Annotated in this window: 20 protein-coding genes; 14 read left to right on the forward strand and 6 right to left on the reverse strand. The window is 65.0% G+C overall.

Translation table 11 applies throughout. The annotated features are described in order from the left end of the window. Window positions 1-65: 65 nt before the first annotated feature. The gene (locus ACVIW0_RS12830) at window positions 66-3,869 is read left to right on the forward strand and encodes a tetratricopeptide repeat protein (RefSeq protein WP_461352667.1); all 3,804 of its coding nucleotides are present in this window, start codon (window positions 66-68) and stop codon (window positions 3,867-3,869) included. A gap of 12 nt (window positions 3,870-3,881) precedes the next feature. On the opposite strand, the gene ACVIW0_RS12835 is transcribed toward ACVIW0_RS12830, so the two are convergent. Then, entirely contained in the window at window positions 3,882-4,721 is an 840-nt protein-coding gene (locus tag ACVIW0_RS12835; RefSeq protein WP_461352668.1) for a glyoxalase superfamily protein, read from the reverse strand. A gap of 271 nt (window positions 4,722-4,992) precedes the next feature. Between ACVIW0_RS12835 and ACVIW0_RS12840 the strand changes: the two genes are divergently transcribed. The 4 genes from ACVIW0_RS12840 (at window position 4,993) to ACVIW0_RS12855 (ending at window position 8,405) form a co-directional block, all read left to right on the forward strand. After that, window positions 4,993-5,229, forward strand: coding sequence for a hypothetical protein (locus ACVIW0_RS12840; RefSeq protein WP_461352669.1), 237 nt, complete (start codon window positions 4,993-4,995; stop codon window positions 5,227-5,229). Window positions 5,230-5,276: 47 nt separating this feature from the next. Continuing rightward, window positions 5,277-6,236 (forward strand): LysR family transcriptional regulator, encoded by a 960-nt coding sequence (locus tag ACVIW0_RS12845; RefSeq protein ID WP_461352670.1) that lies wholly within the window; start codon window positions 5,277-5,279, stop codon window positions 6,234-6,236. Window positions 6,237-6,323: 87 nt separating this feature from the next. Continuing rightward, window positions 6,324-7,034: an SDR family NAD(P)-dependent oxidoreductase gene (locus ACVIW0_RS12850; protein WP_461352671.1), complete on the forward strand. Its 711-nt coding sequence runs from the start codon at window positions 6,324-6,326 to the stop codon at window positions 7,032-7,034. Window positions 7,035-7,163: 129 nt separating this feature from the next. Then, complete coding sequence (locus ACVIW0_RS12855; protein ID WP_461352672.1) at window positions 7,164-8,405, forward strand: YbfB/YjiJ family MFS transporter; 1,242 nt, start codon at window positions 7,164-7,166, stop codon at window positions 8,403-8,405. Here ACVIW0_RS12855 and ACVIW0_RS12860 read toward each other — a convergent pair. From ACVIW0_RS12860 to ACVIW0_RS12875, 4 genes are all read right to left on the reverse strand, one after another. Continuing rightward, entirely contained in the window at window positions 8,402-9,553 is a 1,152-nt protein-coding gene (locus ACVIW0_RS12860) for an aminotransferase class V-fold PLP-dependent enzyme (protein ID WP_461352673.1), read from the reverse strand. The two genes, ACVIW0_RS12855 and ACVIW0_RS12860, sit on opposite strands and share 4 nt — an antisense overlap. Window positions 9,554-9,606: 53 nt before the next feature. Further along, the gene (locus tag ACVIW0_RS12865; RefSeq protein ID WP_461352674.1) at window positions 9,607-10,494 is read right to left on the reverse strand and encodes a hypothetical protein; all 888 of its coding nucleotides are present in this window, start codon (window positions 10,492-10,494) and stop codon (window positions 9,607-9,609) included. An 87-nt stretch (window positions 10,495-10,581) separates the two neighbouring features. Next, the gene (gene fliP / locus ACVIW0_RS12870; protein WP_461352675.1) at window positions 10,582-11,334 is read right to left on the reverse strand and encodes a flagellar type III secretion system pore protein FliP; all 753 of its coding nucleotides are present in this window, start codon (window positions 11,332-11,334) and stop codon (window positions 10,582-10,584) included. Then, entirely contained in the window at window positions 11,331-12,269 is a 939-nt protein-coding gene (locus ACVIW0_RS12875; RefSeq protein WP_461352676.1) for a flagellar biosynthetic protein FliO, read from the reverse strand. The genes fliP and ACVIW0_RS12875 overlap by 4 nt, the downstream gene beginning before the upstream one ends. Before the next feature lie 19 nt (window positions 12,270-12,288). On the opposite strand from ACVIW0_RS12875, the gene ACVIW0_RS12880 reads away from it, so the two are divergent. From ACVIW0_RS12880 to ACVIW0_RS12920, 9 genes are all read left to right on the forward strand, one after another. Then, entirely contained in the window at window positions 12,289-12,570 is a 282-nt protein-coding gene (locus ACVIW0_RS12880; protein ID WP_461352677.1) for a hypothetical protein, read from the forward strand. 70 nt (window positions 12,571-12,640) lie between these two features. After that, on the forward strand, window positions 12,641-13,051 hold the full coding sequence (gene flgB / locus ACVIW0_RS12885; RefSeq protein WP_461352678.1) for a flagellar basal body rod protein FlgB: 411 nt from the start codon (window positions 12,641-12,643) through the stop codon (window positions 13,049-13,051). A gap of 24 nt (window positions 13,052-13,075) precedes the next feature. Beyond that, the gene (flgC, locus tag ACVIW0_RS12890; RefSeq protein ID WP_461352679.1) at window positions 13,076-13,501 is read left to right on the forward strand and encodes a flagellar basal body rod protein FlgC; all 426 of its coding nucleotides are present in this window, start codon (window positions 13,076-13,078) and stop codon (window positions 13,499-13,501) included. A gap of 26 nt (window positions 13,502-13,527) precedes the next feature. After that, a complete protein-coding gene (gene fliE, locus ACVIW0_RS12895; protein ID WP_050631837.1) occupies window positions 13,528-13,848 on the forward strand; it encodes a flagellar hook-basal body complex protein FliE in 321 nt (106 codons plus the stop codon). Window positions 13,849-13,977: 129 nt separating this feature from the next. Then, the gene (gene fliQ / locus ACVIW0_RS12900; protein WP_461352680.1) at window positions 13,978-14,241 is read left to right on the forward strand and encodes a flagellar biosynthesis protein FliQ; all 264 of its coding nucleotides are present in this window, start codon (window positions 13,978-13,980) and stop codon (window positions 14,239-14,241) included. Between the two features lie 18 nt (window positions 14,242-14,259). Then, window positions 14,260-15,030: a flagellar biosynthetic protein FliR gene (gene fliR / locus ACVIW0_RS12905; RefSeq protein WP_456753857.1), complete on the forward strand. Its 771-nt coding sequence runs from the start codon at window positions 14,260-14,262 to the stop codon at window positions 15,028-15,030. Window positions 15,031-15,042: 12 nt separating this feature from the next. Continuing rightward, entirely contained in the window at window positions 15,043-16,116 is a 1,074-nt protein-coding gene (gene flhB, locus ACVIW0_RS12910; RefSeq protein ID WP_461352681.1) for a flagellar biosynthesis protein FlhB, read from the forward strand. Window positions 16,117-16,258: 142 nt separating this feature from the next. Then, entirely contained in the window at window positions 16,259-18,850 is a 2,592-nt protein-coding gene (gene cckA, locus ACVIW0_RS12915) for a cell cycle histidine kinase CckA (RefSeq protein WP_461357311.1), read from the forward strand. A 155-nt stretch (window positions 18,851-19,005) separates the two neighbouring features. Beyond that, complete coding sequence (locus tag ACVIW0_RS12920) at window positions 19,006-20,316, forward strand: serine hydrolase domain-containing protein (protein ID WP_461352682.1); 1,311 nt, start codon at window positions 19,006-19,008, stop codon at window positions 20,314-20,316. Between the two features lie 180 nt (window positions 20,317-20,496). On the opposite strand, the gene ACVIW0_RS12925 is transcribed toward ACVIW0_RS12920, so the two are convergent. Next, window positions 20,497-22,278: an adenylate/guanylate cyclase domain-containing protein gene (locus ACVIW0_RS12925; RefSeq protein WP_461352683.1), complete on the reverse strand. Its 1,782-nt coding sequence runs from the start codon at window positions 22,276-22,278 to the stop codon at window positions 20,497-20,499. Between the last annotated feature and the right edge of the window lie 663 nt (window positions 22,279-22,941).

The raw sequence follows: 22,941 nt of genomic DNA on the forward strand, positions 1-22,941 counted from the left end.
ATCGGGACGCGTGGGCGAGGGCGCTTCGCGCTGACATGGCTTGAGTCCCGAGAAGACGTTTCGAGATGGCGCGAACGGCTGCCGCTGGAACAGGGTTGCTAGGCCGCGCCTGGGCGCGGACCGCGCATCTGTGTCTGCTCGCCGCCGGCCTTGCCCTCGTTGCGCTGACCTATCCGAGTTCGGCGCGGGCCGAAGACCCGGTGCCGGGCGAGGCGGCATTCTCTGCCGCCAACGGCTATGCCCGCCTGGTGCTGAAGCTCAAGGAGGATGTCGAACCGGAGGTCACGACCGCCGGCTCGATCATCGTGATCCGTTTCAAGCGTCCCGTCGATATCCCCGTCGATGCATTGCAGGATGCAGTGCCTGACTATGTCGGCGCCGCCCGCCGCGATCCGGATGGTTCGGCGATCCGCCTGTCGCTGGCGCGCCGCGTCACCGTCAACACCATGACCGCCGGCGAACGCATCTTCGTCGACTTCCTGCCCGACAGCTGGACCGGCCCGCCGCCGTCGCTGCCGCAGGAGGTGATCCGCGAGCTAGCCGAACGCGCCCGTGCCGCGGAGCGGTTGCTGCGCATCCAGCGCGCGGCCGACGCCGCCAGGAAGAAGCCGCCGATCCGGGTCCGCGCGCTGGTGCAGCCGACCTTCGTCCGCTTCGTGTTCGAGGTTCCCGACGGGGTCAGCGTCTCCTCGGTGCTGAACGAGCAGAAGCTGACGCTGTCCTTCAATTCGGTGCTGAGCTTCGATCTTGCCGATGCCAAGGTCGCCGCGCCGCCGAACGTCGCATCGATCAGCTCGCGCGCCGATACCGATACCTCGGCAGTCGATGTGACGCTGATCGGCGACGTCGACGTGCATTCGTTCCGCGACGAGAAGAACTACATCGTCGATGTCGCCTTCCAGCAGAGCGAGCAACAGCAGGCGGCAAAGCCTTCGCTGAGCTCGCTGCCGACACCGCGCGGCAAGAAGGGCACGGCCGGGATCGCGCCGGTCACATCGGAAAGCATCGCGCAGCAGGCCAGGATCGAGATCAAGCCCGAGCAAGCCAAAACGGAGCCGGCCAAATCCGAGCCGGCCAAGCCCGAGCAGGCCAAGCCCGAGCAGGCCAAATCAGAGCAGGCGACCCCCGAGCAACCCGCCGCAGCGCCCGCCAAAACCGACGCGCCGCGATCCGAGCTGCCCAATGCCGAGCTGCCGAAGATCGCGGCGGCCCCGGCGGCCGAGGTCGAGAATTCGGCCGCGCCGGCCGCACCGCGCGAGGGCAGCGCCGGCGCTGCGGAGCAGCAGACCAAGCCGACCGCGAGCGAAGCGCCGAAGCCTGCGCCCAGTGTCGCAGCCGCGCCAGTGATGGAAGCGCCGAAGCCTGATGCTGTGCCGTCACCTGCGGCGGCTCGCGCCAGCGCCGCTCCTGCGGTCGACGCTCAGCGCGACAGCGACGGGCTGCGGGTGACATTCTCATTCCCGGGTGCGACGCCGGCGGCGTTGTTCCGCCGCGCCGACACGGTGTGGATGGTGTTCGACACGGCTGATGCGATCGATGTCGATCCGATCCGCGCCAAGGGCGGCGCGCTGATCTCCGATGTCAGCCGGATTGCGCTCGACAAGGGCCAGGCGGTGCGCTTCCGCCTCAACCGGCCGCAGATGCCGTCGTTGGAAAGCGACGACCGCTCGCGCGGCGTGAGCTGGACGCTGACCTTTGCCGACCGGGTGCAGAAGCCGCCGTTGCCGCTCACGGTGGTGCGCAACATCTCGGAGCCCTCGCTCGCCAATGTCAGCGTGCCGCTCGCCAATCCCGGCCTGCTGCACAGGCTGGTCGATCCCGATGCCGGCGATACGCTCTGGGTCGTGACCGCGCCGCCGCCGACCCGCGGCATCATCAAGCGGCAGGACTTCGTCGAGCTGTCGCTGCTGGAATCGATCCACGGTGTCGTGGTTCATCCGAACGCGGACGACGTCAAGGCCGAGGTCGGCGTCGACAAGGTGATGCTGGGCCGCCCCGGCGGCCTGACGCTGTCGTCGGCCGACGTCGCCGCCGAGCGCGCCACCGCGGCGGTGAAGCCGCTGTTCGATCCGGACGAGTGGCGCAAGAACCAGTCGGAGAATTTCGTCAAGCAGCTCGACGGCCTGATTGGCGCGATGTCGACCGCCAATGCCGAGCAGCTGCCGCTCGCGCGGCTCGATCTCGCCGAATTCTACATGGCGCGCGGCATGTACCAGGAGGCCCATGGTGTCACCAATCTGATCCTGTCCGAGAGCAAGCGCGGGAGCGAGACGGCGTCCGTGGTGATGGTGCACGCGGTCGCCAGCATCCTGATCGGGCATCCGGAGCGCGGGATCAAGGATCTCGCCAATCCCGTGATCGGCAACGGTTATGATTCTCAATTGTGGAAAGGGCTCGCCTTCGCCCGCGAGGGCAAATGGCCCGAGGCGCGCGAGAAATTCAAGAACGCCGAATTCGCGGTCGCGACGTTGCCGCCCGACCTGCAGCGCATCGTCACCATGGACTCGATGAAGGCCTCGCTCGAGGTCAAGGACTATGCCGGCGCCGCGCGGCGCAAGAGCGATCTCGATGTGGTCGGCGTTCCCGATGCGCTCAAGCCTGCGGCGGCCGTGCTGCGCGGCCGGCTCGCCGAGGCGCTCGGGCAGGAGAAGGACGCGCTCGACGCCTACCGCTTCGCCGCCAATTCGGCCGACCGCCAGGCCGCCGCCGAAGGCAAGCTGCTTGAGACGCTGCTCAAGCAGAAGCGCGGCGAGATCGGCCGCGACGATGTGCTGAAGGAGCTCGAGCTGCTGTCAATGATATGGCGTGGCGACAACATCGAGCTGAAGACGCTCTATGAGCTGTCGAAGATCTACGTCGAGAGCGCGCGCTATGCCGACGCCTTCGCGGTGACGCGTGCGGCGACCCGGCTGCAACCGAACGCGCCGGAATCGCGCCAGGCGCAGGATGCGGCTTCCGCGCTGTTCGTGCAGCTCTATCTCGGGCCGAAGGGCGACGAGATGGCGCCGATCGACGCGCTCGGCACCTTCTACGAATATCGGGAGCTGACGCCGATCGGCCGCCGCGGCGATGAGATGATCCGCCGGCTCGCCGACCGCCTTGTCGGTGTCGATCTGCTCGACCAGGCTGCCGACCTGCTGCAATACCAGGTCGACAAGCGGCTCGAAGGTGCGGCGCGCGCGCAGGTCGCCGCGCGGCTGGCGATGGTCTATCTGATGAACCGCAAGCCAGACCGCGCCATCGGCGCGCTGCGCTCGACCCGGATCGCGGACCTCTCGGGCGAACTGCGCCAGCAGCGGCTGCTGCTCGAGGCGCGCGCGCAGAGCGACGTCGGCCGCCACGACCTCGCGCTCGACATCATCTCCAACATCACCGGACGTGAGGCGATCCGGCTTCGTTCGGACATCTACTGGGCGTCGCGGCACTGGCGCGAGGCCTCCGAGCAGATCGAGCTCTATTACGGCGACCGCTGGCGCGACTTCACCCCGCTCAACGCCAGCGAGAAGGCCGACGTCATCCGCGCCGTGGTCGGCTATGCGCTCGCCGAGGACGCCATCGGGCTGTCCCGGTTCCGCGAGAAATATGCACCGCTGATGTCCGGCGATGCCGACCGACTGGCGTTCGACGCGGCCAGCAAGCCGGTCGCGACCTCGAGCGCCGAATTCGCCCAGATCGCGCGGATGGCCGCCAGCGTCGACACGCTCGACGGCTTCATCCGCGAGATGAAGACCCGCTTTCCCGACGCCACCGCCCGTGCGCCGCTGCCCGATCCGGTCACGACCGGATCGGTGCCCGACACGCCGCAGGCCGCGCCGGTGAGCGCGCTGCCGGCCATCAGGGGTGAGCGCCGCGCAAGCGCGGCGCAGTAACGGCGTCAGAGCCTACGGTCCGGGTGATACCCACGCGGTCGAAATAATTCCGTTCGGATCGAGCGCAATGCGCCAATGCGATGCTCCGTTCTCGTGCCGCACGCTGTAGACATCTTCGCCTTGGGCACCGACGCCGAGAAAGCGCGTGGTCTCGATCGCGCCGAGATCGCCCAGTCCTAGCTGCAAGTTGGGCAGTTGCTCACGCGTCGCGGCTGCGAGCCCGGGACTCATGGCCTCGTAGTCCGGATTTCCCGATACGATTCCGTCGATGAGCCGGCGCAGCGCGACCTCGGTCCCGGGCGCCGCCGTCTGGCTTTTCATTCTCTCGGCAATTCGATCGGTCACGTTCTTCGCCTTTGCAGGATCGACGCGCGTCATCCGCATATCCCTGCCGTTCTGATGCAAGAGCAGCGATGTCGCTCGTCGGTCCGGCCCGGCGACGAAGCTGACCCGTGCGTCGACAAGCCTGGCGAAGAAATCGGTTTGGCTTTCCGCAAAGAACGGCACGGAGGGCTGTCCGGTCAGTTGCATCACGAGATGCTGATCCTCACGGCTCACGGTAAGGATCGACTGCTCGTTGAGTTGATAAAATCCGGCGTAGCCGTCGAGCACTGCTGTCTCGACTGCGATCTCTTGCCGCACGGCCTCCGGTGGTGATCGCGGCGTGGGAGCCGGCACGTCGGAAACTCCGCCGGCGGCCTGGATCCGTGCCGCCAGCGTGTTCCAGTCACGCTGGCCGAACAGTTTCGCGATCAGCTCCAGGCTGTCGCTGTGGGTGAGGGGGATCGATTTGGCGGCCAGCGCTTCGCGCAGCGTCTGCGCCATGGTTTTGGCATCACGAAAATCGCGCATGGATGGTCCTCTGCATCGACGAACGGAAAAATGTCAAGGGCTTGCGTTGCTGACCCGTTCGTGCGGGCAAAGGAAGCCTGAAACTGGCTTGATACGTTCACCGTCCCCGGGCGGGGTGCAAGCGGCGGGTGGTATCGACCCGGCCAAATGTTCGCCGGAGCGGTGCGATTTGTCAATTGCAAGAGGCCGTGATCGCGTTCGTCCTCTCGACATCCCACTGCCAAATCGGCAACCATGGCAGCAAAATGCCAGCCCGGGAGGACGTCGTCATATGAGCAAGCCGATCAAGACCGAAGCCGAACTGATCGCGATGGCGCGCGCGGAGTTGAAGGCCCATGCCGATTGTCCTGACGGCATCGACATCTCCGTCCTGCGCGACGGCGATAGCTGGGAATTCCGCGCCAGCGCCAGCGAGGCCACGGCGGCAAGGCCCGGCTATCCCGAATGCGTCGCGATGCTGGTGCAGATCGGCGACCACCTCAGCAAGCAGTATGACGTGAAGGGCTAGGGTCCTGTCGCGTCGCGGCGGGGATTGAGGTGCGCTGAGGAGCAACGATGGACCGCATCGACGCCATGAAGGTTTTCGTCGCGGCGGTCGACGAAGGGAGCCTTGCCGGTGCGGGGCGGAAACTGCGGCGCTCACCGGCTGCGGTCAGCCGGGCGATCGCGTTCCTTGAGCATCATGTCGGCGCCGAGCTGCTCCATCGCACCACGCGGTCGCTGAAGCTGAGCGATGCCGGGCAGCGCTACGCGGCGGCATGCCGCCGTATCCTCAGCGAGCTCGAGGAGGCCGACATCTCGGCCGGCGGCGAGCGGTCGGCGCCGCGCGGCACGCTGACCATCACCGCGCCGATCGTGGTCGGCGAGGACGTGCTGCGGCCGGTGCTCGATGCCTTCATGACGGACTATCCGGCGGTGTCGGTGCGGCTCGTGATGCTCGATCGTACCGTCAATCTGATCGACGAGGGGATCGACGTCGCGCTGCGCATCGCCCATCTCGCCGATTCCAATTTCATCGCAATCAAGCTTGGCGAGGTACGCCGCGTGCTCGCGGCATCGCCTGGTTATCTCGCGCAGCATCCGGTGATCGGCGAGCCCGGCGACCTCGCGAAACACCGGATCATCGCGATGACGCATTTCGGGCTCGACTCCTGGAGCTTTCCGCCGGCAACGAAGTCCAGGGTCGCGCGCGCGGTGCAGTTTGCGCCGCGGCTGGTCGTCAACACGGTGCGGGCCGCGGTCGCCTCGGCCAGCGAAGGGCACGGCATCACCCGGCTGTTCTCGTATCACATCGCCGAGGAGATCCGCGACGGGCGGTTGCAGATCCTGCTCGCCGGCGACGAGCCCCCGCCGCTGCCGGTGCATCTCCTGGCGCCGCAGGGGCGCTTCGATGTGCCGAAGGTGCGCGCCTTCGTCGATTTCGCGACGCCGCGGCTGAAACGCTATTTCGAGCGGCTGTCCCGCGAGGCCAGCCGGGCCAGTCGTTCGCGCCGCGGAAGAGTGTCTGCCGAATAGCGGGCATTCGCACGAAAAGCGGAGGTATCTAGTTTGCTCTCCATCGAAGCGGCGCTGGGTCGCTTCAGCAGCAGATGGAGAGACATCATGGGTGCAGAGCAGAAGGTCGCAATCGTCACCGGCGCGTCGCAGGGCCTCGGTGAGGCCATCGTCAAGGGCTATCGCGACCGCAACTATCGCGTCGTCGCCAACTCCCGCAGCATCAAGCCGTCGTCGGATCCGGATGTTCTGGCGGTGGCAGGCGACATCGGCGATCCCGAGGTTGCCGACCGCATCGTCAAGCAGGCGCTTGGACGCTTCGGCCGCATCGACACGCTGGTCAACAATGCCGGCATCTTCATCGCCAAGCCGTTCACCGACTACGCGGATCAGGATTACGCCTCGATCCTGGCGACCAACCTCAACGGCTTCTTCTACATCACCCGCCGAGTCGCGAAGGAGATGGTGAAGCAGGGCTCCGGGCACATCGTGCAGATCACGACCAGCCTGGTCGATCACGCCAACAGCAATGTCCCTTCGGTGCTGGCCTCGCTCACCAAGGGCGGCTTGAATGCGGCGACCAAGTCGCTGGCGATCGAATATGCGGCCAAGGGCATCCGCGTGAACGCGGTGGCGCCCGGCGTGATCAAGACGCCGATGCACGCGCCGGAGACCCACGATTTCCTCGCCAAGCTGCACCCGGTCGGCCGCATGGGCGAGATGAAGGACGTCGTCGACGCGGTGCTGTTCCTGGAAGGCGCGGGCTTCGTCACCGGCGAGATCCTGCATGTCGACGGTGGCCAGAGCGCGGGGCACTGACGAGCGCGATGGCCTCGACCCAAGCGAAACGAGCATCTCTCCCAATCGGGAGAGATGCAGTGATCGCTGCGAACGATTGCTGCGATCGCAACTAATCATTTTTCACGAATGGCCGGAGGGCCTACTGCGATGTCCATGTCAGTCAATGCCGATCATCGCAGGCGTCATCACGCCGGGCCGCATCGCGATGCAGGCAGGCCGCTGTGGCTGTCCGCCGCCGCGGGTCTGTCTGCCTCGCTGGTCGGGCTCGGGCTCGCGCGATTTGCCTATACGCCGTTGATTCCGGCGCTGATCGCTGCAAAGTGGTTCACGCCGGCGGAAGCGGTCTATCTCGGCGCCGCTAACCTGGCCGGCTATCTCGCCGGTGCGCTGATCGCTCGCGACCTCGGTGCGCGGATCGGCTCGGTATGGGCGCTGCGCGGCATGATGGGGCTCGCCGCGATCACCTGCTTTGCCTGCGCGGTGCCGATCTCCTTCATCTGGTTCTTCGGCCTCCGCTTCCTCGCCGGCATCAGCGGCGGCGTGATCATGGTGTTGGCGGCGACCGCGATCCTTCCGCACACTGCGCCGAACAAGCGCGGGCTGATCGGCGGCGTGATCTTCGCCGGCGTTGGTCTCGGCGTCGCGGCGTCAGGCACGCTGGTGCCGCTGCTGCTGCAGCAGGGTGTCAAGCAGGCCTGGGTCGGCCTCGGCGTGCTGTCGGCGCTGCTGACCCTGATCAGCTGGAAGGCATGGCCGGCGGATGTGCCCTCTGCGCATGGCGCAGCCGAGCCGCACGTTGCACCGCATGGCACGCGCGCGCCGCTCGTAATCGTGTTGTGTGTGGAATACGGCCTCAACGCGCTGGCGCTGGTGCCGCACATGGTGTTCCTGGTCGATTTCGTCGCCCGCGGGCTCGGGCATGGGATCGCGGCGGGATCCTATTACTGGGTGCTGTACGGCCTCGGCGCCGTGGTCGGGCCGCTCCTGACCGGACATCTCGCCGATCGCGCCGGCTTCGCTGCGGCGTTGCGCGTGGCGTTCCTGATCGAGGCCGTCGCGGTCGCGATGCCCGCCGTGACCACGTCGCCTGTCGCGCTGATCGTGTCGAGCTTGATCGTCGGCGGCTTCACACCCGGCATCGTGCCGCTGGTGATCGGCCGCATCCACGAGCTGATCCCGCATTCGGCGGCGAGCCAGCGCTCCGCCTGGGCGCAGGGCACCACGACATTCGCGCTGTTCCAGGCGGCAGGCGCCTACGGCCTCTCTTACCTGTTCGCGCAGAGCGGAGGCAACTATACGCTGCTGTTCGTGATCGGCGCGGCCGCGGTGGCCGCAGCGCTGGCGATCGAGCTGGTCAGCGTCGTCGCGCTCGGGCGCAAGCTGGGCTAGCCGCGTAACGTATTGGTCAACACAGCGACGAGGCGGTCGACATCCGCTTCGTCGTTGAAGACGTGCGGCGAGATCCGCATCCGGCCGAGCCGCAGCGCGACGTGGATGTTCTCGGCGGCGAGCCGCGCGATCAATTCCTTCGGGACGCCGCCGGCCATGCCGAGACTCAGGATATGAGGCGCGCGCAGGCTCGGTGCCAGCATGTTGAGCTTGAGATCACGCACGCCATTGGCGATCCGCCCGTTCAGCATGGCAAGTCGTGCGCTGACCGCGGCCGCACCCCATTCTGCCATCATCTCCATGCCGATCGAGGCCATCTCCAGCGTGATGAAATGATCGCGCTCGCCCATGTCGTAGCGGCGGGCGTTGTCGACATAGCTGAGGTCGCCGAAATAGACCGGGTTCTCGGAATTGACGTCACGGCGGCCGGCCGAGGTCTGCTCTAGCGGCATACCGTTCTGGTGACGCTTTGCAACGTAGAGAAAGGCGCGGCCGTAAGGGCCGATCAGCCATTTGTAGGTCGGGAAGATCACGGCGTCGGGATCGAGCTTCGTCACATCCATCGCCACGACGCCGGCGCTCTGGGTCGCATCGATGACGAATATTGCGCCGTGCCGCCGCAGCGCCGCCTGCACCCTGTCGACGTCGATCATGCCGCCGTCCGACCAGTGCACCGACGAGATCGAGGCGAGGCCGACCGGCGGCGCACCTGATCGCTCGATCGTTGCCAATACCGCCGACGTCCAGTCGCCGTCGGCGGGCTGGCGCACGGTGTCGACGCCAAAACCCTGCGCCTCGGCGCGGGCGTGCCATTCCAGCACCGGCGAGGAGTGATCGTTCTCCAGCACGACGACGCGCGTGCCGCGCGGAATGGTCAGCGCCTTCGCCACCGTCGCTGTGCCGTAGCTGATCGCCGGGATCAGAGCGATGTCATTTGCATCGGCATTGATCAAGCGTGCCGCCGCAGCGCGGGCACGCTCATGCTGGCGGGCGGCGAAACCGGAATCGATCGTCCAGGGCTGGCCCTTGCGTCCGACCGCGGCGCGGCCGGCGTCGAGCGTCTTCAGCGGCAGCGGGCTGTAGGACGCCGAGTTCAGGTAGCAGACCTCGCGTGGGATCTCGAACAGATGGCGCTGGGAGGGAAGCATGTGGTCTCGTGACTGGATTACAGATGATGTCGTGATGCGGACGAGCGCGCGGCTCATCCGTCATACTGGTCGGGCCCCATCGCCCATGGCGCCTGGTCGTAACCATTGGCGAAAGTGCGGTTGGTTTGCGCCGGATTGCGGTTGACCAGCGGCCTCAGATACATCGGATGGGTGGCGCTGCGCACCTCGTGCTCGACGGTGAACAGATGCCGACCATTGGCGGGATCGACGATGTCGCAGAAGCGGTACTGATACTGGTTGTCCTCGCGCGAGATCAGGTTGCGCTCACGCAGCCGGTTGTAGGGGCCCGAGAAATCCGTGATGTAGATCTGGACGTGATGGCCGTCGAAATCGCCCTGCGCTTCGTCGCTCTCGCGGAATTGCAGATACTGATCCTTGCCGACCTTTGCCCGCGCCACCATGCCGTCGTCATTCGCAACGCTGGCCGGGATGCCCATGATTTCGGGATAGAACCGGCTGATGGCCTCGGCGGTGCCGCGCGGCACGGCGAATTCGACATAGGGCATGCCGAGCGCGATGCGGCCGAACCGCGTCGCGTCGGGTTCGTAGCAGCGCAGGCGATTGCCCCAGGGGCAAATGGCCTCGACGTGATCGTTGTGCTCACGATAGCTGAACGCAGTGCCTTCGAGCTTCGGCGCGACTGCGGCAAGCCGCGCGAGCAGGGCCTGCCGTCCGGCGATCACGATGCCGGTGTGGCCGCGCAGCACCTGCGGCCGGCCGCTCGGCAGGTGAAACTGGCTGCGGCCGGCATTGACCCACATGTTGCTGTCGGAGACCATCAGATAGGGATCGCGGGTCAGCCCGACGCCGGCGACATAGAACAGCGTGGCGAGGCGCTGGTCGGGCACCTGGACATTGACATGCTCGAGATGGATGGCGTTGCCGAGATCTTCTGCGGCGCGGTCGAACGGCTGCTGCACGGCACGGCTCCCTGGATGCGACGCCGCACATGATAGTGCAACGGCGCAGCCGATCCAGCTGAGAGCCTATGAATGTTTTGCAGGGCGCTACCCCCCGTAACTCTGCACCAGGCTGCCGGCGACCAGCGCCCAGCCGTCGACCAGCACGAAGAAGATCAGCTTGAACGGCAGCGAGACCACTACCGGCGGCAGCATCATCATGCCCATCGACATCAGGACCGAGGCGACCACGAGGTCGATGATCAGGAACGGCAGGAATAGGAGAAATCCTATTTCGAAGGCGCGCTTCAATTCGGAGATCATGAAGGCCGGCACCAGGATGCGCAGCGACATCTCCTCGGGCGTCGCCGGCGGCGGCTCGCCGGAGAGGTCCATGAACAGCTTCAGGTCCTTCTCGCGGACGTTCTTCTGCATGAAGCCGCGCAGCGGCACCGAGGCGCGCTGCAACGCTTCCTCGACGCCGATCTGGTTGGTGACCAGCGGCTTGATGCCGTCGTCGTAGGATTTCTGCAGCACCGGGCCCATCACGAAGGCGGTGAGGAACATCGCCAGCGCGATCATCACCGAGTTCGGCGGCGCGGTGGCGGTGCCGAGCGCGGTGCGCAGCAGCGACAGAACCACCACGATGCGCGTGAACGACGTCATCATGACCAGGATCGACGGCGCGATCGACAGCACCGTGAGCAGCGCAATCAGCTGGATCGCGCGCTCGGTCACGCCGCCATTGCCGCCGCCGAGGTTGATGCTGACGTCCTGCGCCATCGCCGGACCAGCGAAGGATCCGGCGGCGATCAGGACAGCGATGAAAAAAACTCTACGCGGGACTGTCCCCGATCTCACGAAGGATTCTTCGGTCGGCCGAGCAGCGAGGCCATCTCGTCCTCGAGATTCTCGAAGCCGCTCTTCTGTCCGCCTGCGGGCGGGGTGGACGGCTCGGCGCGCGGGGCACGGGCCGGCGGCGCCTCGGGCGCAACCGGCGGCGCGACGGTCTCGCCGGCGCCGGTCGGGCGGCGCAGCGCCGCCTCGAGCCGCTGCGCCATCTCGGCGAGATTGGCATCGGCGTTCGATGCCGGCGGCGGGGGCGGAGGCGTCTGGGTTGCGATCGGCGGCGGAGCCGGGGGAGGCGGCGGCGGCGGCGTCACGGCACGCTCGGGCGCGCGCAGCGGCGGCGCCTTCGGCGGCTCGGCGGCGCGCGGCGGCCGTGGGATGGCAGGCTCGGAGCGCGGCGGCAGCCGCGGCGGCATCGGATCGGGCCGCGGCTCGCCGCGCTCGGGCGTGAAGCCCGCCAGTGGATCGCTGCGACGCTCGGCGAGCGGCGGCGGGGGCCGGCGCAGCTCGTCGGCAAAGGAGGGGCGCGCCGGACGCGGCGCCGGCTCCGGCTCGGGAAGTTCGAACGTCTCGGAGCGGGCGGCTTCGCTCTCGTTCCAGGCGGCATCGGGCAGCGGCGCCGCGCGCGGCAGCGCAGCCTCGGGCGCAACGGCGGGGCGGCTCGACATCTGATCGCGGCCGGGCATGGCGCGCACGATGTTCGGCTCGACGACGATGTCGGTCGGGCCGCCGATCATCAGCAGGTGCTCGATATTGTCGCGGCGGACCAGCACCAGGCGGCGGCGGCCGTCGACGGCGGCGGCATCGATCACCGCCAGGCGCGGCATGCGCCCACGGTTGGCATTGGCGCCGAGGCGGTTTCCGGCGAAGCGGCGGACGAGCCATGCGGTGACGCCGATCAGCGCCAGCACGACAACGAATGCCAACACGAATGTAATGACCTGCATATTGGAGTCCCCGGCCATCGTGGCCTTCCTCAGCTTCCGCCATCAACGAGCGCGGATTGATAAGTTTGTGGTTTGCGCCAGCGAATCGCGCCCGAGATTCGCCTTATTTCTTAATTCCCAGCGGCTTGCAGCCGACTATTCTATTAATAAACCAAGAATCGCTTGTCCCAAAACGACTTCTCAGCGCCCCACGCTGTCTTGGTTTGTGCTGGTTAACGCAGCATTCGTGGCGAAAATGCGCTCGCAGAGCGCAGTTGCGGCGTTCTCCACGGCTCCATCAGATATTTTAACCACCCGTTAACCATACACCGGGCAAATTCTGCCTACCTCGGACGGCCCATGGCGTCCAAGAGGTTAACGGAGCCGCCGCGATGGCCATGAACGATCTCCCGATCCTGTCGGCGTTGCGCACCAAGATGCAGTGGCATCAGGAGCGCCAGCGGGTGCTCGCCGAGAACATTTCCAATTCCGACACGCCGAACTTCCGGCCGCGCGACCTGGTCGAGCCGAAATTCGACAAGGGCGGGGCGACCGTCGGCGCCGGCATCGGGACGCTGCCGATGATGCAGACCAGCGCCACCCACATGGCGGCGTCCGGCGCGCCGGACAGCTTCGACAATGATCGCGGCAAGAGCGGGTTCCAGACCCGCCCCGCCGGCAACGCGGTCAATCTCGAGGAGCAGATGCTGAAAGTGTCGGCCAACCAGATGGACTTCGCCGCCGCCACCTCGCTCTACAGCAAGAGCTTGCATCTGCTGAAGACCGCGATCGGCAAGGGCTAGGCCACTTAACGGCGGGAGGATCCCATGGCAGATGGAACAAGCGATTTCGCCCGCTCGATGAGCATCGCGACCTCGGGCCTGCGTGCGCAGGCGGGGCGGATGCGGGTGATCTCGGAAAATATCGCCAACGCCGATTCGACCGCACAGACCGCGGGCGGCGATCCCTACCGCCGCAAGGTGCCGACTTTCTCCTCGGCGCTCGATCGCACGCTCGACGCCCAGGTCGTGACGCTCGGCCGGATTCGCCCCGACCAATCGTCATTCCGCGTCAAGCACGAGCCGGGCAATCCGGCAGCGGATCCGTCCGGCAACGTCAAATATCCGAACGTCAATGCGATGGTCGAAATGACCGACATGCGCGACGCTCAGCGCTCCTACGAGGCGAACCTCAACATCATCAGCGCGACGCGGCGGATGATCCAGCGCACGCTCGATATCCTCAAGTCCTGACGCAGCAAGAACAGGAAACGTAACTCATGGCTACACCGACAGTCGCCGCCAACGCCTATGCCAGCCTCGCCAGGATGATGGAGCGCGGCGGCGCCGAGAAGGCCGGGCTGGGCGGGCAGGCCGTCGCCGGCCCGTCGTTCAGCGCGCTGCTGAAGGACTCCGTCGGCAGCGTGCTGGAGGCCGGCAAGAAATCCGACGCCCAGACCATGGCGATGGCTTCCGGCAAGGCCAACGTGATGGACGTGGTGACGGCGGTCGCCGACACCGACGTTGCGGTGTCGACGCTGGTCTCGGTCCGCGATCGCGTGATCCAGGCTTACGAAGACATCATGAAGATGCCGATCTGACGACGGCGTCATTCCGGGATGGTCCGAAGGACCAGACCACAGGTGCGCAATTGCGCACCGGGGAATCTCGAGATTCCGGGTTCGCTTCGCGCCCCGGAATGACTGAACAACCGGCAAGCGAGAACAGCAATGACTGGCCCTGAAACTCTCGACGTGGCGCGCGATGCGATCTGGACCCTCGTGGTGGTGTCGTCGCCCTTGATGGTGGTCGGCCTGGTGGTCGGCGTCGTGGTGTCGCTGTTCCAGGCGCTGACCCAGATCCAGGAACAGACGCTGGTCTTCGTGCCGAAGATCCTGGCGATCTTCGTCACATTGCTGCTGGCCCTGCCGTTCATGGCGGACTCGCTCTCAAGCCACATGATGCGGATTTCGTCGCGAATCATCGGCGGTTGATGCACTAATGCCGCGGTCATGCGCATCGATGTCTCCCTGCTGCCGGCGCTGGCCGCAATCTTCGTGCTGGTCTTTGCGCGCGTGGGCGCGATGGTGATGCTGCTGCCCGGCTTCGGCGAGAGCAACATCCCGGCGCGGGTCAAGCTGTCGATCGCGCTGCTGCTGACGCTGATCATCCTGCCGCTGCATCGCAACGCCTACCATGTCGACCTGACCTCGATCTCCGCGCTCGGAGTCCTGATGGTGCATGAGCTGATCATCGGTATCGTGCTCGGCGCCACCGCACGGGTGACGCTGTCGGCGCTCAACGTCGCGGGCTCGGTGATCGCCCAGCAGCTCGGCCTCGGCTTCGTCACCGCCGTCGATCCGACCCAGGGCCAGCAGGGCCAGATCGTCGGCAACTTCCTGACCATCCTCGGCCTGACGCTGCTGTTTGCCACCGACAGCCATTACCTCGTCATTGCGGCGCTGAGCGAGAGCTACCGCATCTTCTCGCCCGGCGAGATCATGCCGACCGGCGACGTCGCCGCGCTCGCGACCTCGGCCTTCTCCGCCGCCTTCAAGATCGGCCTGCAGCTGTCGGCGCCTTTCCTGGTGTTCGGCCTCGTCTTCAACATCGGGCTCGGCGTGCTGGCGCGGCTGATGCCGCAGATGCAGGTCTATTTCGTCGGCGTGCCGCTCTCGATCATGGTCGGCTTCCTGATCTTCGCCGCCGTGCTCGCGGCGATGATGAGCACCTATTTCGACTACTTCAACGGCGTCATGCGCCAGCTCGCTCCCATGAATTGATCAGGAGAGGCGATGGCCGACGATACCGAAGACAAAACAGAAGACCCTACGCAAAAACGTCTCGACGAAGCCCTCGAGAAAGGCGACGTCGTCAAGAGCCAGGAGGTCAACACCTGGTTCATGATCGCCGGCGCCACGCTGGTGCTGTCGACCTTCGCCGGCTCGATCGGCGGCGGCATCTTGATGCCGCTGCGCAATCTGATCGCCAATTCGTGGATGATCCGCACCGACGGTGCCGGCCTGCTCCAGCTGACCCAGACGCTTGGCTACGCCGTGGTTGCCGCGATCGGCGTGCCGTTCCTGATGCTGGCGCTGGCCGCGATCGCCGGCAACATGATCCAGCATCAGCTGGTGTGGTCGGGCGAGCAGCTGAAGCCGAAATTCTCCAAGATCTCGCCGGCGGCCGGCTTCAAGCGGCTGTTCGGCAAGCAGGCGGTGGCGAACTTCCTGAAGGGCCTGTTCAAGCTGATCGCGCTCGGCGCCGTGATGGTCATGGTGCTGTGGCCCGATCGGATGCGGATGGAATCGTTCCTGCGGCTCGACCCGGCCGAGCTTTTGCCCGCCATCACCGGCATGACCGTGCACCTGATGGCGGCGGTGGTTGCGATGCTCGCCGCAGTTGCGATCGCCGACTACTTCTTCCAGTACCGGACCTGGTACGAGCGTCACAAGATGTCGCTGCAGGAGATGAAGGAGGAGTTCAAGCAGTCGGAAGGCGACCCGCACGTCAAGGGCAGGATCAAGCAGTTGCGGGTCCAGCGCGCCAGGAAGCGCATGATGGCCCAGGTTCCGAAGGCCTCGGTGATCATCACCAACCCGACCCACTATTCGGTGGCGCTGGCCTACGACCGCAGCATGTCGGCGCCGATCTGCGTCGCCAAGGGCGTCGACGTCCTCGCGTTCAAGATCAGGGAAATCGCCGAGGCGCACGATATTCCGATCGTGGAGAACGTGCCGCTGGCCCGGGCGCTCTATGCCACCGTCGACATCGACAAGGAAATCCCGGTCGAGCACTATCATGCAGTTGCCGAAATCATCGGCTACGTGATGCGGCTGAGGCGCGGCCTGTCCGGCCAGCGCAAGTAATAGGGCGGAAAACCGCTTGAAATGCGCGTAACTTGCGAAATTGCCGCCTGATGGACTTGCGTTTTCGGGTCCGATTCAGGCACTCAGGTGCGAGGTGGCCGGCCGGTCGCCTTCGTGATGCAGACGAGCCATGTCTCTCCAGATGACCGCCGATAGCAACGATCCTCCTGCGGCCGAGCCGTTCGTGGCCCACGGGCCGGCGCGGCGCAGCGGCAGCATCCTGCTGGTGGTCCTGATCGCCATCGGCATCGTCGCCGTGGCGGTCTGGCTGATGACCATCGGCCGCACCCAGGCGCAGCCCTATATCCTCGCCGTGCTGGCGCTGCTCGCCACCGTCGGCCTGTTCAACCTGTTCGCGCTGGCTGCCGGCATCATCCGCTTCTCCGACCGCACCGCCGATGATCCGGTGATGGCGCGGATCGCCGACCAGGCCCAGGAAGGCCTCGTCGTCACCGACTCCCGCGGCCATGTGGTCTATTCCAACGCCGCCTATCTGACGCTGACCGGCGCGGCCGGGCCGCAGGATGTCCGTCCCGTCGAACGCGTCTTCATCGGCAACCCCGATGTCTCCGAGGCGGTGTTCCGCCTCCTGAAGGCGGCACGCGAGGGCAAGCGGCAGCAGGAGGAGGTCCGCATCGCCGGCCATGAGGCCGGGCAGGGTGGTGGACAGGGCCGCTGGCTGCGGCTCAGGGTCCGTCCGCTCGGCGAGGGCAAGCGCGACGCGAAATATGCGGTGTGGTCGATCGCCGACATCACCCGCGACCGCGAGCGCCAGGAAGACGTGTTCCAGGAGCTGCGGCACGCGATCGAATATCTCGACCATGCGCCGTGCGGCTTCTTCTCGGTCAATCCGGCCGGCGAGATCGCCTATGTCAACGCCACGCTCGCCAACTGGCTGGACTACGACCTGGCCGAGATCGGTTCGGGCGGCCTGAAGCTGACCGACATCGTCTCGGGCGACGGTGCGGCCTTGCTGACCTCGATCGCGGCGGTGCCGGGCGAGGTCAAGACCGAGGTGTTCGACATCGACCTGCGGATGCGCGGCGGCAAGACCGTGCCGGTGCGACTCTATCACAAGCTCGCTTTCGGCGCCGACGGCGCCCCAGGCGCCTCGCGCACGCTGGTGATCAGCCGCGCCCGCGACGAGCGTTCCGATCCGGAGCGCGCCGCCGAGGTGCGCTTCATGCGCTTCTTCGACCATACGCCGATGGCGATCGCGACCGTCGACCGTGGCGGCAACGTGGTCAGCGCCAATGCGCGCTACGCCAAGCTGGCGCAGGGCCTCAATGGCGACGGCGGCGCCGCCAAGTCGATCTTCCGCGCGGTCAATCCGCGCGACCGTGGCCTCCTGATCGCCGCGATCAACCAGGCCGCCGAGGGGCAGGGCGATATCGCGCCGGTCGAGGTGATGCTCGACGGGCCCAAGGAGCGCTTCGCCCAGTTCTTCGTCACGACCATCGAGAAGGACGAGCGCGACGCCGAGACCGCGATCGTCTACATGCTCGAGATCACCGAGCGGCGCGCGCTGGAGAACCAGATCAACCAGTCGCAGAAGATGGAGATGGTCGGCCAGCTCGCCGGCGGCATCGCGCACGACTTCAACAACGTGCTCTCGGCCATCATGATGGCCAACGACTTCCTGCTGAACGCGCACAAGCCGACCGACCCGTCGTTCCAGGACATCATGCAGATCAAGCAGAACGCCACCCGCGCCGCGACGCTGGTGCGGCAGCTGCTGGCGTTCTCGCGCCGCCAGACGCTGCGGCCGCAGGTGCTGGATCTCGGCGATGCATTGAGCGACCTCACCATGCTGCTGCGCCGGCTGATCGGCGAGAAGGTCAAGCTCGACCTGGTGCATGGCCGCGACCTGTGGCCGGTGAAGGTCGACGTCTCGCAGTTCGAGCAGGTCGTGGTCAATCTCGCGGTCAACGCGCGCGACGCGATGCCTGACGGCGGCAAGCTGATCATCCGCACCGCCAATGTGCCGACCGAGGAAGCCGCCCAGCTCGCCAACAAGGGCATGCCGGCGGCCGACTATGTGAAGATCGAGATTGCGGACACCGGCACCGGCATTCCACACGAGATCATCGACAAGATCTTCGAGCCGTTCTTCTCGACCAAGGAGGTCGGCAAGGGCACCGGGCTCGGCCTGTCGACGGTGTACGGCATCGTCAAGCAGACCGGCGGCTTCGTCTATGTCGATTCCGTGCCGGGCGGCGGCACCACGTTCCGCATCTACCTGCCGCGGCATCGCCAGGAACGGGAGATCGCGCAGGAGGTCGCACCCGAGGTGCAGGCCGGCAACGGCGCGGCAAAGGAAATCTCCGCTGCCGAGGCCGCCAAGCCGAAGCCCGATCTCACCGGGCAGGGCACCATCCTGCTGGTCGAGGACGAGGACGGCCTGCGCTCGCTCAATGCGCGCGGCCTGCGTTCGCGCGGCTACAGTGTGATCGAGGCGGCCAACGGCGTCGAGGCGCTGGAAGCGTTCGAGGAGAAGAACGGCGCGGTCGACCTCGTGGTGTCCGACGTCGTGATGCCGGAGATGGACGGCCCGACGCTGCTGAAGGAAATGCGCGGTCGCAATCCGGAGCTGAAGATCATCTTCGTCTCTGGCTATGCCGAGGACGCCTTCGAGAAGAGCCTGCCGGAGAACCAGCAGTTCGCCTTCCTGCCAAAACCGTTCACGCTGACCCAGCTGGTCGCCGCGGTGAAGGAAACCATGACGGCGAATTAGAGCGTGTACTCATAAACGTCGGCTTCCAGCCATAGAGCGCAAGTTGCCGGCTCGGTCGTCATCGGCGGCTTTTGACCCCATTGCAGACATCGAATGCTTGGTCGCTCGGCGCGAAATCGCGTACGCTCGGCGGCGGGATAGGGAGGGTGTGAGCGATGACGAGTCCTTCAAAGTCCAATAGCGGCGCCGGGAAAGCACTCTCGCGACGCCCTGTCCTGACCGGAGTTACGGCAACTTGCGTTGTCGCATCGGCGAAATGGAGTTGGGCTGCCGAAATCGGTGGTGATCCGTCATTTTTCGCTGATGGCCCGGACGCCGAACTTTACGGGAAGGCCGAGAACTACCCGATCAAGGACGGCTGGCGGATCTACCAGCCCGGCAATCCGGCGCCAAAATACCGCGTCGGCGCATTCAGTCATTACGATGAGATATTCCCGACTCGTCAAGTCGATCGCGCGGCCACGGCCTGGCCTTTCAAGCGAACGCCCGCGGATGTCAGCTACCAATACAAGGGAAACCGCACTTCGCTTGTGGATTATCTGGCGCGCAATCCGGTGACGGGCCTGTTGATCGCCAAGGACAATCGGATTCTGGTCGAGCACTATCAATACGGCCGCACCGATCGAGACCGTCTGATATCGCAGTCGATGGCAAAATCCATTACCGGCATGCTGATAGGGATCGCGACCGCGGAAGGCGCGATCAAGTCGATCGACGATGCTGCCGAGACCTATGTTCCCGACTTGAAAGGCACGGAATACGGTGCAACGCCGATCCGCGCGCTGCTGCACATGTCGTCTGGCGTGAAGTTCGGTGAAGAGAACGACGAAGCGAAAGGCAGCGGAGACGATCTCGATCGCCTGTGGGGCGACATGGTGCGCAAGCACTGGTTTTCCCAAAAAGGCACCGTTGCCAGCATCGCACAATTCAACCAACGGATCGCGCCGCCGGGGACGCGATTCCATTACGCCAGCATCGAGACGGATGTGCTTGGTCTCGTGCTGCGTTACGCAACCGGTCAATCAATGTGCGCCTATCTTCAGGAAAAAGTCTGGCAGCCGATTGGCACTGAAGCCGATGCCAAATGGCTCATTGATGCGGAAGGCTATGAGGTAGCGCACGGGTTCTTCAATGCGGTACTGCGCGACTACGCGCGGCTCGCCCGTCTGCTGGCCCACGACGGAGCGTGGGAGAACAAACAGATCATACCTACACAGTGGATGATTGATGCGACCACCGTGCGCGCCTCCGAGCCGTATCTGGCAAAGGCCGAGGGAGGGTTCGGGTACGGCTATCAGATCTACCTGTTTCCCGGCAGCAGACGACAATTCGCGCTGTTAGGGCACCTTGGTCAACGCATCCTCGTTGATCCGCCCTCGAAGCTTGTCATGGTGCAGACCGCCGTCGATGAAAAGTCCCCCGAAATCTGGCGTCTGTGGTCGGCCGTGGTCGCGCAGTTCGGTTGACGCCACCTTCCTTCTCCTCTTGTGGGACAGCGGGAACAGAGATCGACTGTGCACCTTTTTTACGAGCTTCGCGGTTCTGCGGGTCGACTACAAGCTCGAGTGCGGCGGGAACGAATGGACGCTGGGCTTTGCGTAAAAAGCTAAATAGCTGCCAGGTCTGCTTCTGGCCTATCTCCGACATCACACCTCCGGCACCCCGGCTATGCGCATGCCCTCACAGAGGCGCTCTTGCCCCGAGAGATAAATAGGATTGTCGCTTATTTTGGCGGCGCGCAAGCGGCGGATCGTAAAGCCTGGGTTGAGCGCCAATCCTGCTTTTGCACAAGTTCGCGCCTCATCGAACGCGCCGAGCAAGCCCAAGGCAGCGGCGAGCGAAAAATGCGCGAGAGGATGAGTGCGGTTGGCCTCAATGCTTCGTCGCAGCCAACTGACGGCTTCGGCATCCGCGCCGACGTGTAGCTTTGCCACGCCCATAAACCGCATCAACCGGTTGGCACCGCGATCGCGAGGGGACAGACGGAGCGCCTCGAGTACATGGCCCTCAGTTTCGGTAGGACGCCCCATGTAGAGTTTGGCCAAACCAATAGCGCCGTGCGCATAAGCCAAATTGCGATCAACTGCTAATGCCTGCTCGCATTCGATAATGCCTTGCTTGGCGCGGTTTGTTACAATGTAGACGAGACCCAGGATCAGGCGGCCCCCAGGAACGTTCGGGGCTAGCGAAAGTGCTTTGATCGCGTTCGCTTCGGCCGCCGAAAGGAGCGCGGCTCGTTCGTCCGTTAACAGGTCGGCTCCCACTGTCAGATCGACGTTTGCCATGCCGATCAATCCCCAAATCGCTCCGATACCTCGGGGATCGATCGCCAAAGCACGTTCAAAAAAGCCGCGCGCCCTAGTCAAGTCATCGAGGGTCGGACCGTTGTAGAAGCAGGCAGTACCTTGAAAGAACAGGTCTAATGCGTCGGGATGCAGCGACCGCTCCGCTTGTCGTGCCTCTACTACAACGAGCTGGGTACCTAAGGAGTGGGCAAGCCTCGATACGATTTCGTCCTGCATATCGAAAAGATCGGCGACGGGCTTTTCGAAGCGCTCGGCCCAAAGATGCTTGCGGCTTTTGGCATCGATGAGCTGCACGTTCACTCGAAGCCGCTTGCCGCTGCGCTGCATGGAACCTTCAAGCACATACCGGACGTTCAACTCGCGGCCGACTTGCTGTACGTCGATTGCCTTGCCCTTGTATGAGAACGCGCTGTTTCGGGCGATTACGAACAGCCCACCGATGCGCGACAAGTCCGTTGTTAAGTTCTCGATTACACCGTCGACGAAATAATCTTGTTCGGGATCGCCGCCGAGGTTGGCGAAGGGCAGAACAACGATGGAAAGACGAGGCGGTGAAAGTGCGCTCGATCCCGTGCGCTGAGACCCTGTCGTTGGGTTGGGTTCGTCCCACATCACGGCATAGGCTCGAACCGGACGGTCGATGTTTTTTAGGTTCTGCTCGCCCAGATCAGCGATCTTACCTCCAACCTTGCCTTGGACTTGCTCGTAAACAGCAGAGGAGATGCAGATCCCGCCGGGCACAGCAATGCCCTCAAGCCGTGCCGCGATATTGACGCCATCGCCAAAGATGTCGTGAGGTTCAACGAGCACATCACCAATGTTGACGCCCACGCGAAAAGCGATGCGTCTGTCTTCCGGGTCGCCGGTCGTAAGTTCGTGAACCCGGGCTTGGAACTTCATCGCAGCCCGAACCGCTTCGACTGCGCTTGAAAACTCCACCAAGAACCCGTCGCCGGTGTTCTTCACGATGCGCCCACCGTGTTCGGCAACTGCGGGCTCGACGCCGTCAGCGAGGAGCCCCATGAGCTTGGCGTGCGTAGCCTCCTCGTCATTGTGCATGAGCCGCGAATAACCCGCCACGTCAGCGGCCAATATCGCCGTCAACCTGCGCTCGACCCGCATTGACCGCTCCTGCATCACAGTCGCAATCCAACTACTACAACAAGTTGCAAGGATTGCCCATCCGCTATTGGCCCGTGACTGACCTCAGCCCAGAGCGCGGCAAGGTCCGCTCCCAAGGAAAGACCCGCCCATTGCCATGCTGGGTCCCGCGGTAGCCTTTGACCCATTGTGGACGATCCGCCGGTTCGTCAAATCCCGACAGCAATGGTTTATCTGCCTGTGGCTCCCCACTTCCGTCAATTTTGATCGTCATGTCAGATTTGGCATTTTCGTCAACGCATGGCCCTGGAAGGTCACGCGATCATTTTTTTAGTAATTTGCAGGACAGAAAAATGAAAAGCGCAAAGCTGTTTGCCGTTGGTCTGCTTGCGGCGGCAATTTGGTCACACGACAGTGCGAGAGGTCAGACGTCGCCTTTCCCTCCGCTTTCGCTGGCGCCGCCGCCGTCGAATGAAGAGGCCGCATCTCCGGACGCAATCGACGCACGGCCGCCGACGGCAACCGCCAAGGGTTCGGTGCCGCCCCGAGCCGCTAAAGATGTGCCACCACGCGCCGCCTCACGATCTGCGACTGTCGAACACACGCCGTCGCGGTCCGACCGCGCTTCGCCGGCACAAGCGATCGACCGGCCGGCGCCGTCTGCCAGGCCGGCCCCCGATTACG

It is taken from the genome of Bradyrhizobium sp. USDA 4454 (genome assembly GCF_054822705.1).

What these genes read in the sequence shown, in the direction of transcription:
- ACVIW0_RS12835 (WP_461352668.1), bottom strand. Translation starts at nt 4,721, where the DNA reads ATGCGCGATTTTCGTGATGCCAAAACCATGGCGCAGACGCTGCGCGAA.
- fliQ (WP_461352680.1), top strand. Translation starts at nt 13,978, where the DNA reads ATGACTGGCCCTGAAACTCTCGACGTGGCGCGCGATGCGATCTGGACC.
- ACVIW0_RS12830 (WP_461352667.1), top strand. Translation starts at nt 66, where the DNA reads ATGGCGCGAACGGCTGCCGCTGGAACAGGGTTGCTAGGCCGCGCCTGG.
- flhB (WP_461352681.1), top strand. Translation starts at nt 15,043, where the DNA reads ATGGCCGACGATACCGAAGACAAAACAGAAGACCCTACGCAAAAACGT.
- cckA (WP_461357311.1), top strand. Translation starts at nt 16,259, where the DNA reads ATGACCGCCGATAGCAACGATCCTCCTGCGGCCGAGCCGTTCGTGGCC.
- ACVIW0_RS12920 (WP_461352682.1), top strand. Translation starts at nt 19,006, where the DNA reads ATGACGAGTCCTTCAAAGTCCAATAGCGGCGCCGGGAAAGCACTCTCG.
- ACVIW0_RS12860 (WP_461352673.1), bottom strand. Translation starts at nt 9,553, where the DNA reads ATGCTTCCCTCCCAGCGCCATCTGTTCGAGATCCCACGCGAGGTCTGC.
- ACVIW0_RS12875 (WP_461352676.1), bottom strand. Translation starts at nt 12,269, where the DNA reads ATGCAGGTCATTACATTCGTGTTGGCATTCGTTGTCGTGCTGGCGCTG.
- flgB (WP_461352678.1), top strand. Translation starts at nt 12,641, where the DNA reads ATGGCCATGAACGATCTCCCGATCCTGTCGGCGTTGCGCACCAAGATG.
- ACVIW0_RS12850 (WP_461352671.1), top strand. Translation starts at nt 6,324, where the DNA reads ATGGGTGCAGAGCAGAAGGTCGCAATCGTCACCGGCGCGTCGCAGGGC.
- fliE (WP_050631837.1), top strand. Translation starts at nt 13,528, where the DNA reads ATGGCTACACCGACAGTCGCCGCCAACGCCTATGCCAGCCTCGCCAGG.
- ACVIW0_RS12855 (WP_461352672.1), top strand. Translation starts at nt 7,164, where the DNA reads ATGTCCATGTCAGTCAATGCCGATCATCGCAGGCGTCATCACGCCGGG.
- ACVIW0_RS12845 (WP_461352670.1), top strand. Translation starts at nt 5,277, where the DNA reads ATGGACCGCATCGACGCCATGAAGGTTTTCGTCGCGGCGGTCGACGAA.
- fliR (WP_456753857.1), top strand. Translation starts at nt 14,260, where the DNA reads ATGCGCATCGATGTCTCCCTGCTGCCGGCGCTGGCCGCAATCTTCGTG.
- ACVIW0_RS12925 (WP_461352683.1), bottom strand. Translation starts at nt 22,278, where the DNA reads ATGCGGGTCGAGCGCAGGTTGACGGCGATATTGGCCGCTGACGTGGCG.
- flgC (WP_461352679.1), top strand. Translation starts at nt 13,076, where the DNA reads ATGGCAGATGGAACAAGCGATTTCGCCCGCTCGATGAGCATCGCGACC.
- ACVIW0_RS12840 (WP_461352669.1), top strand. Translation starts at nt 4,993, where the DNA reads ATGAGCAAGCCGATCAAGACCGAAGCCGAACTGATCGCGATGGCGCGC.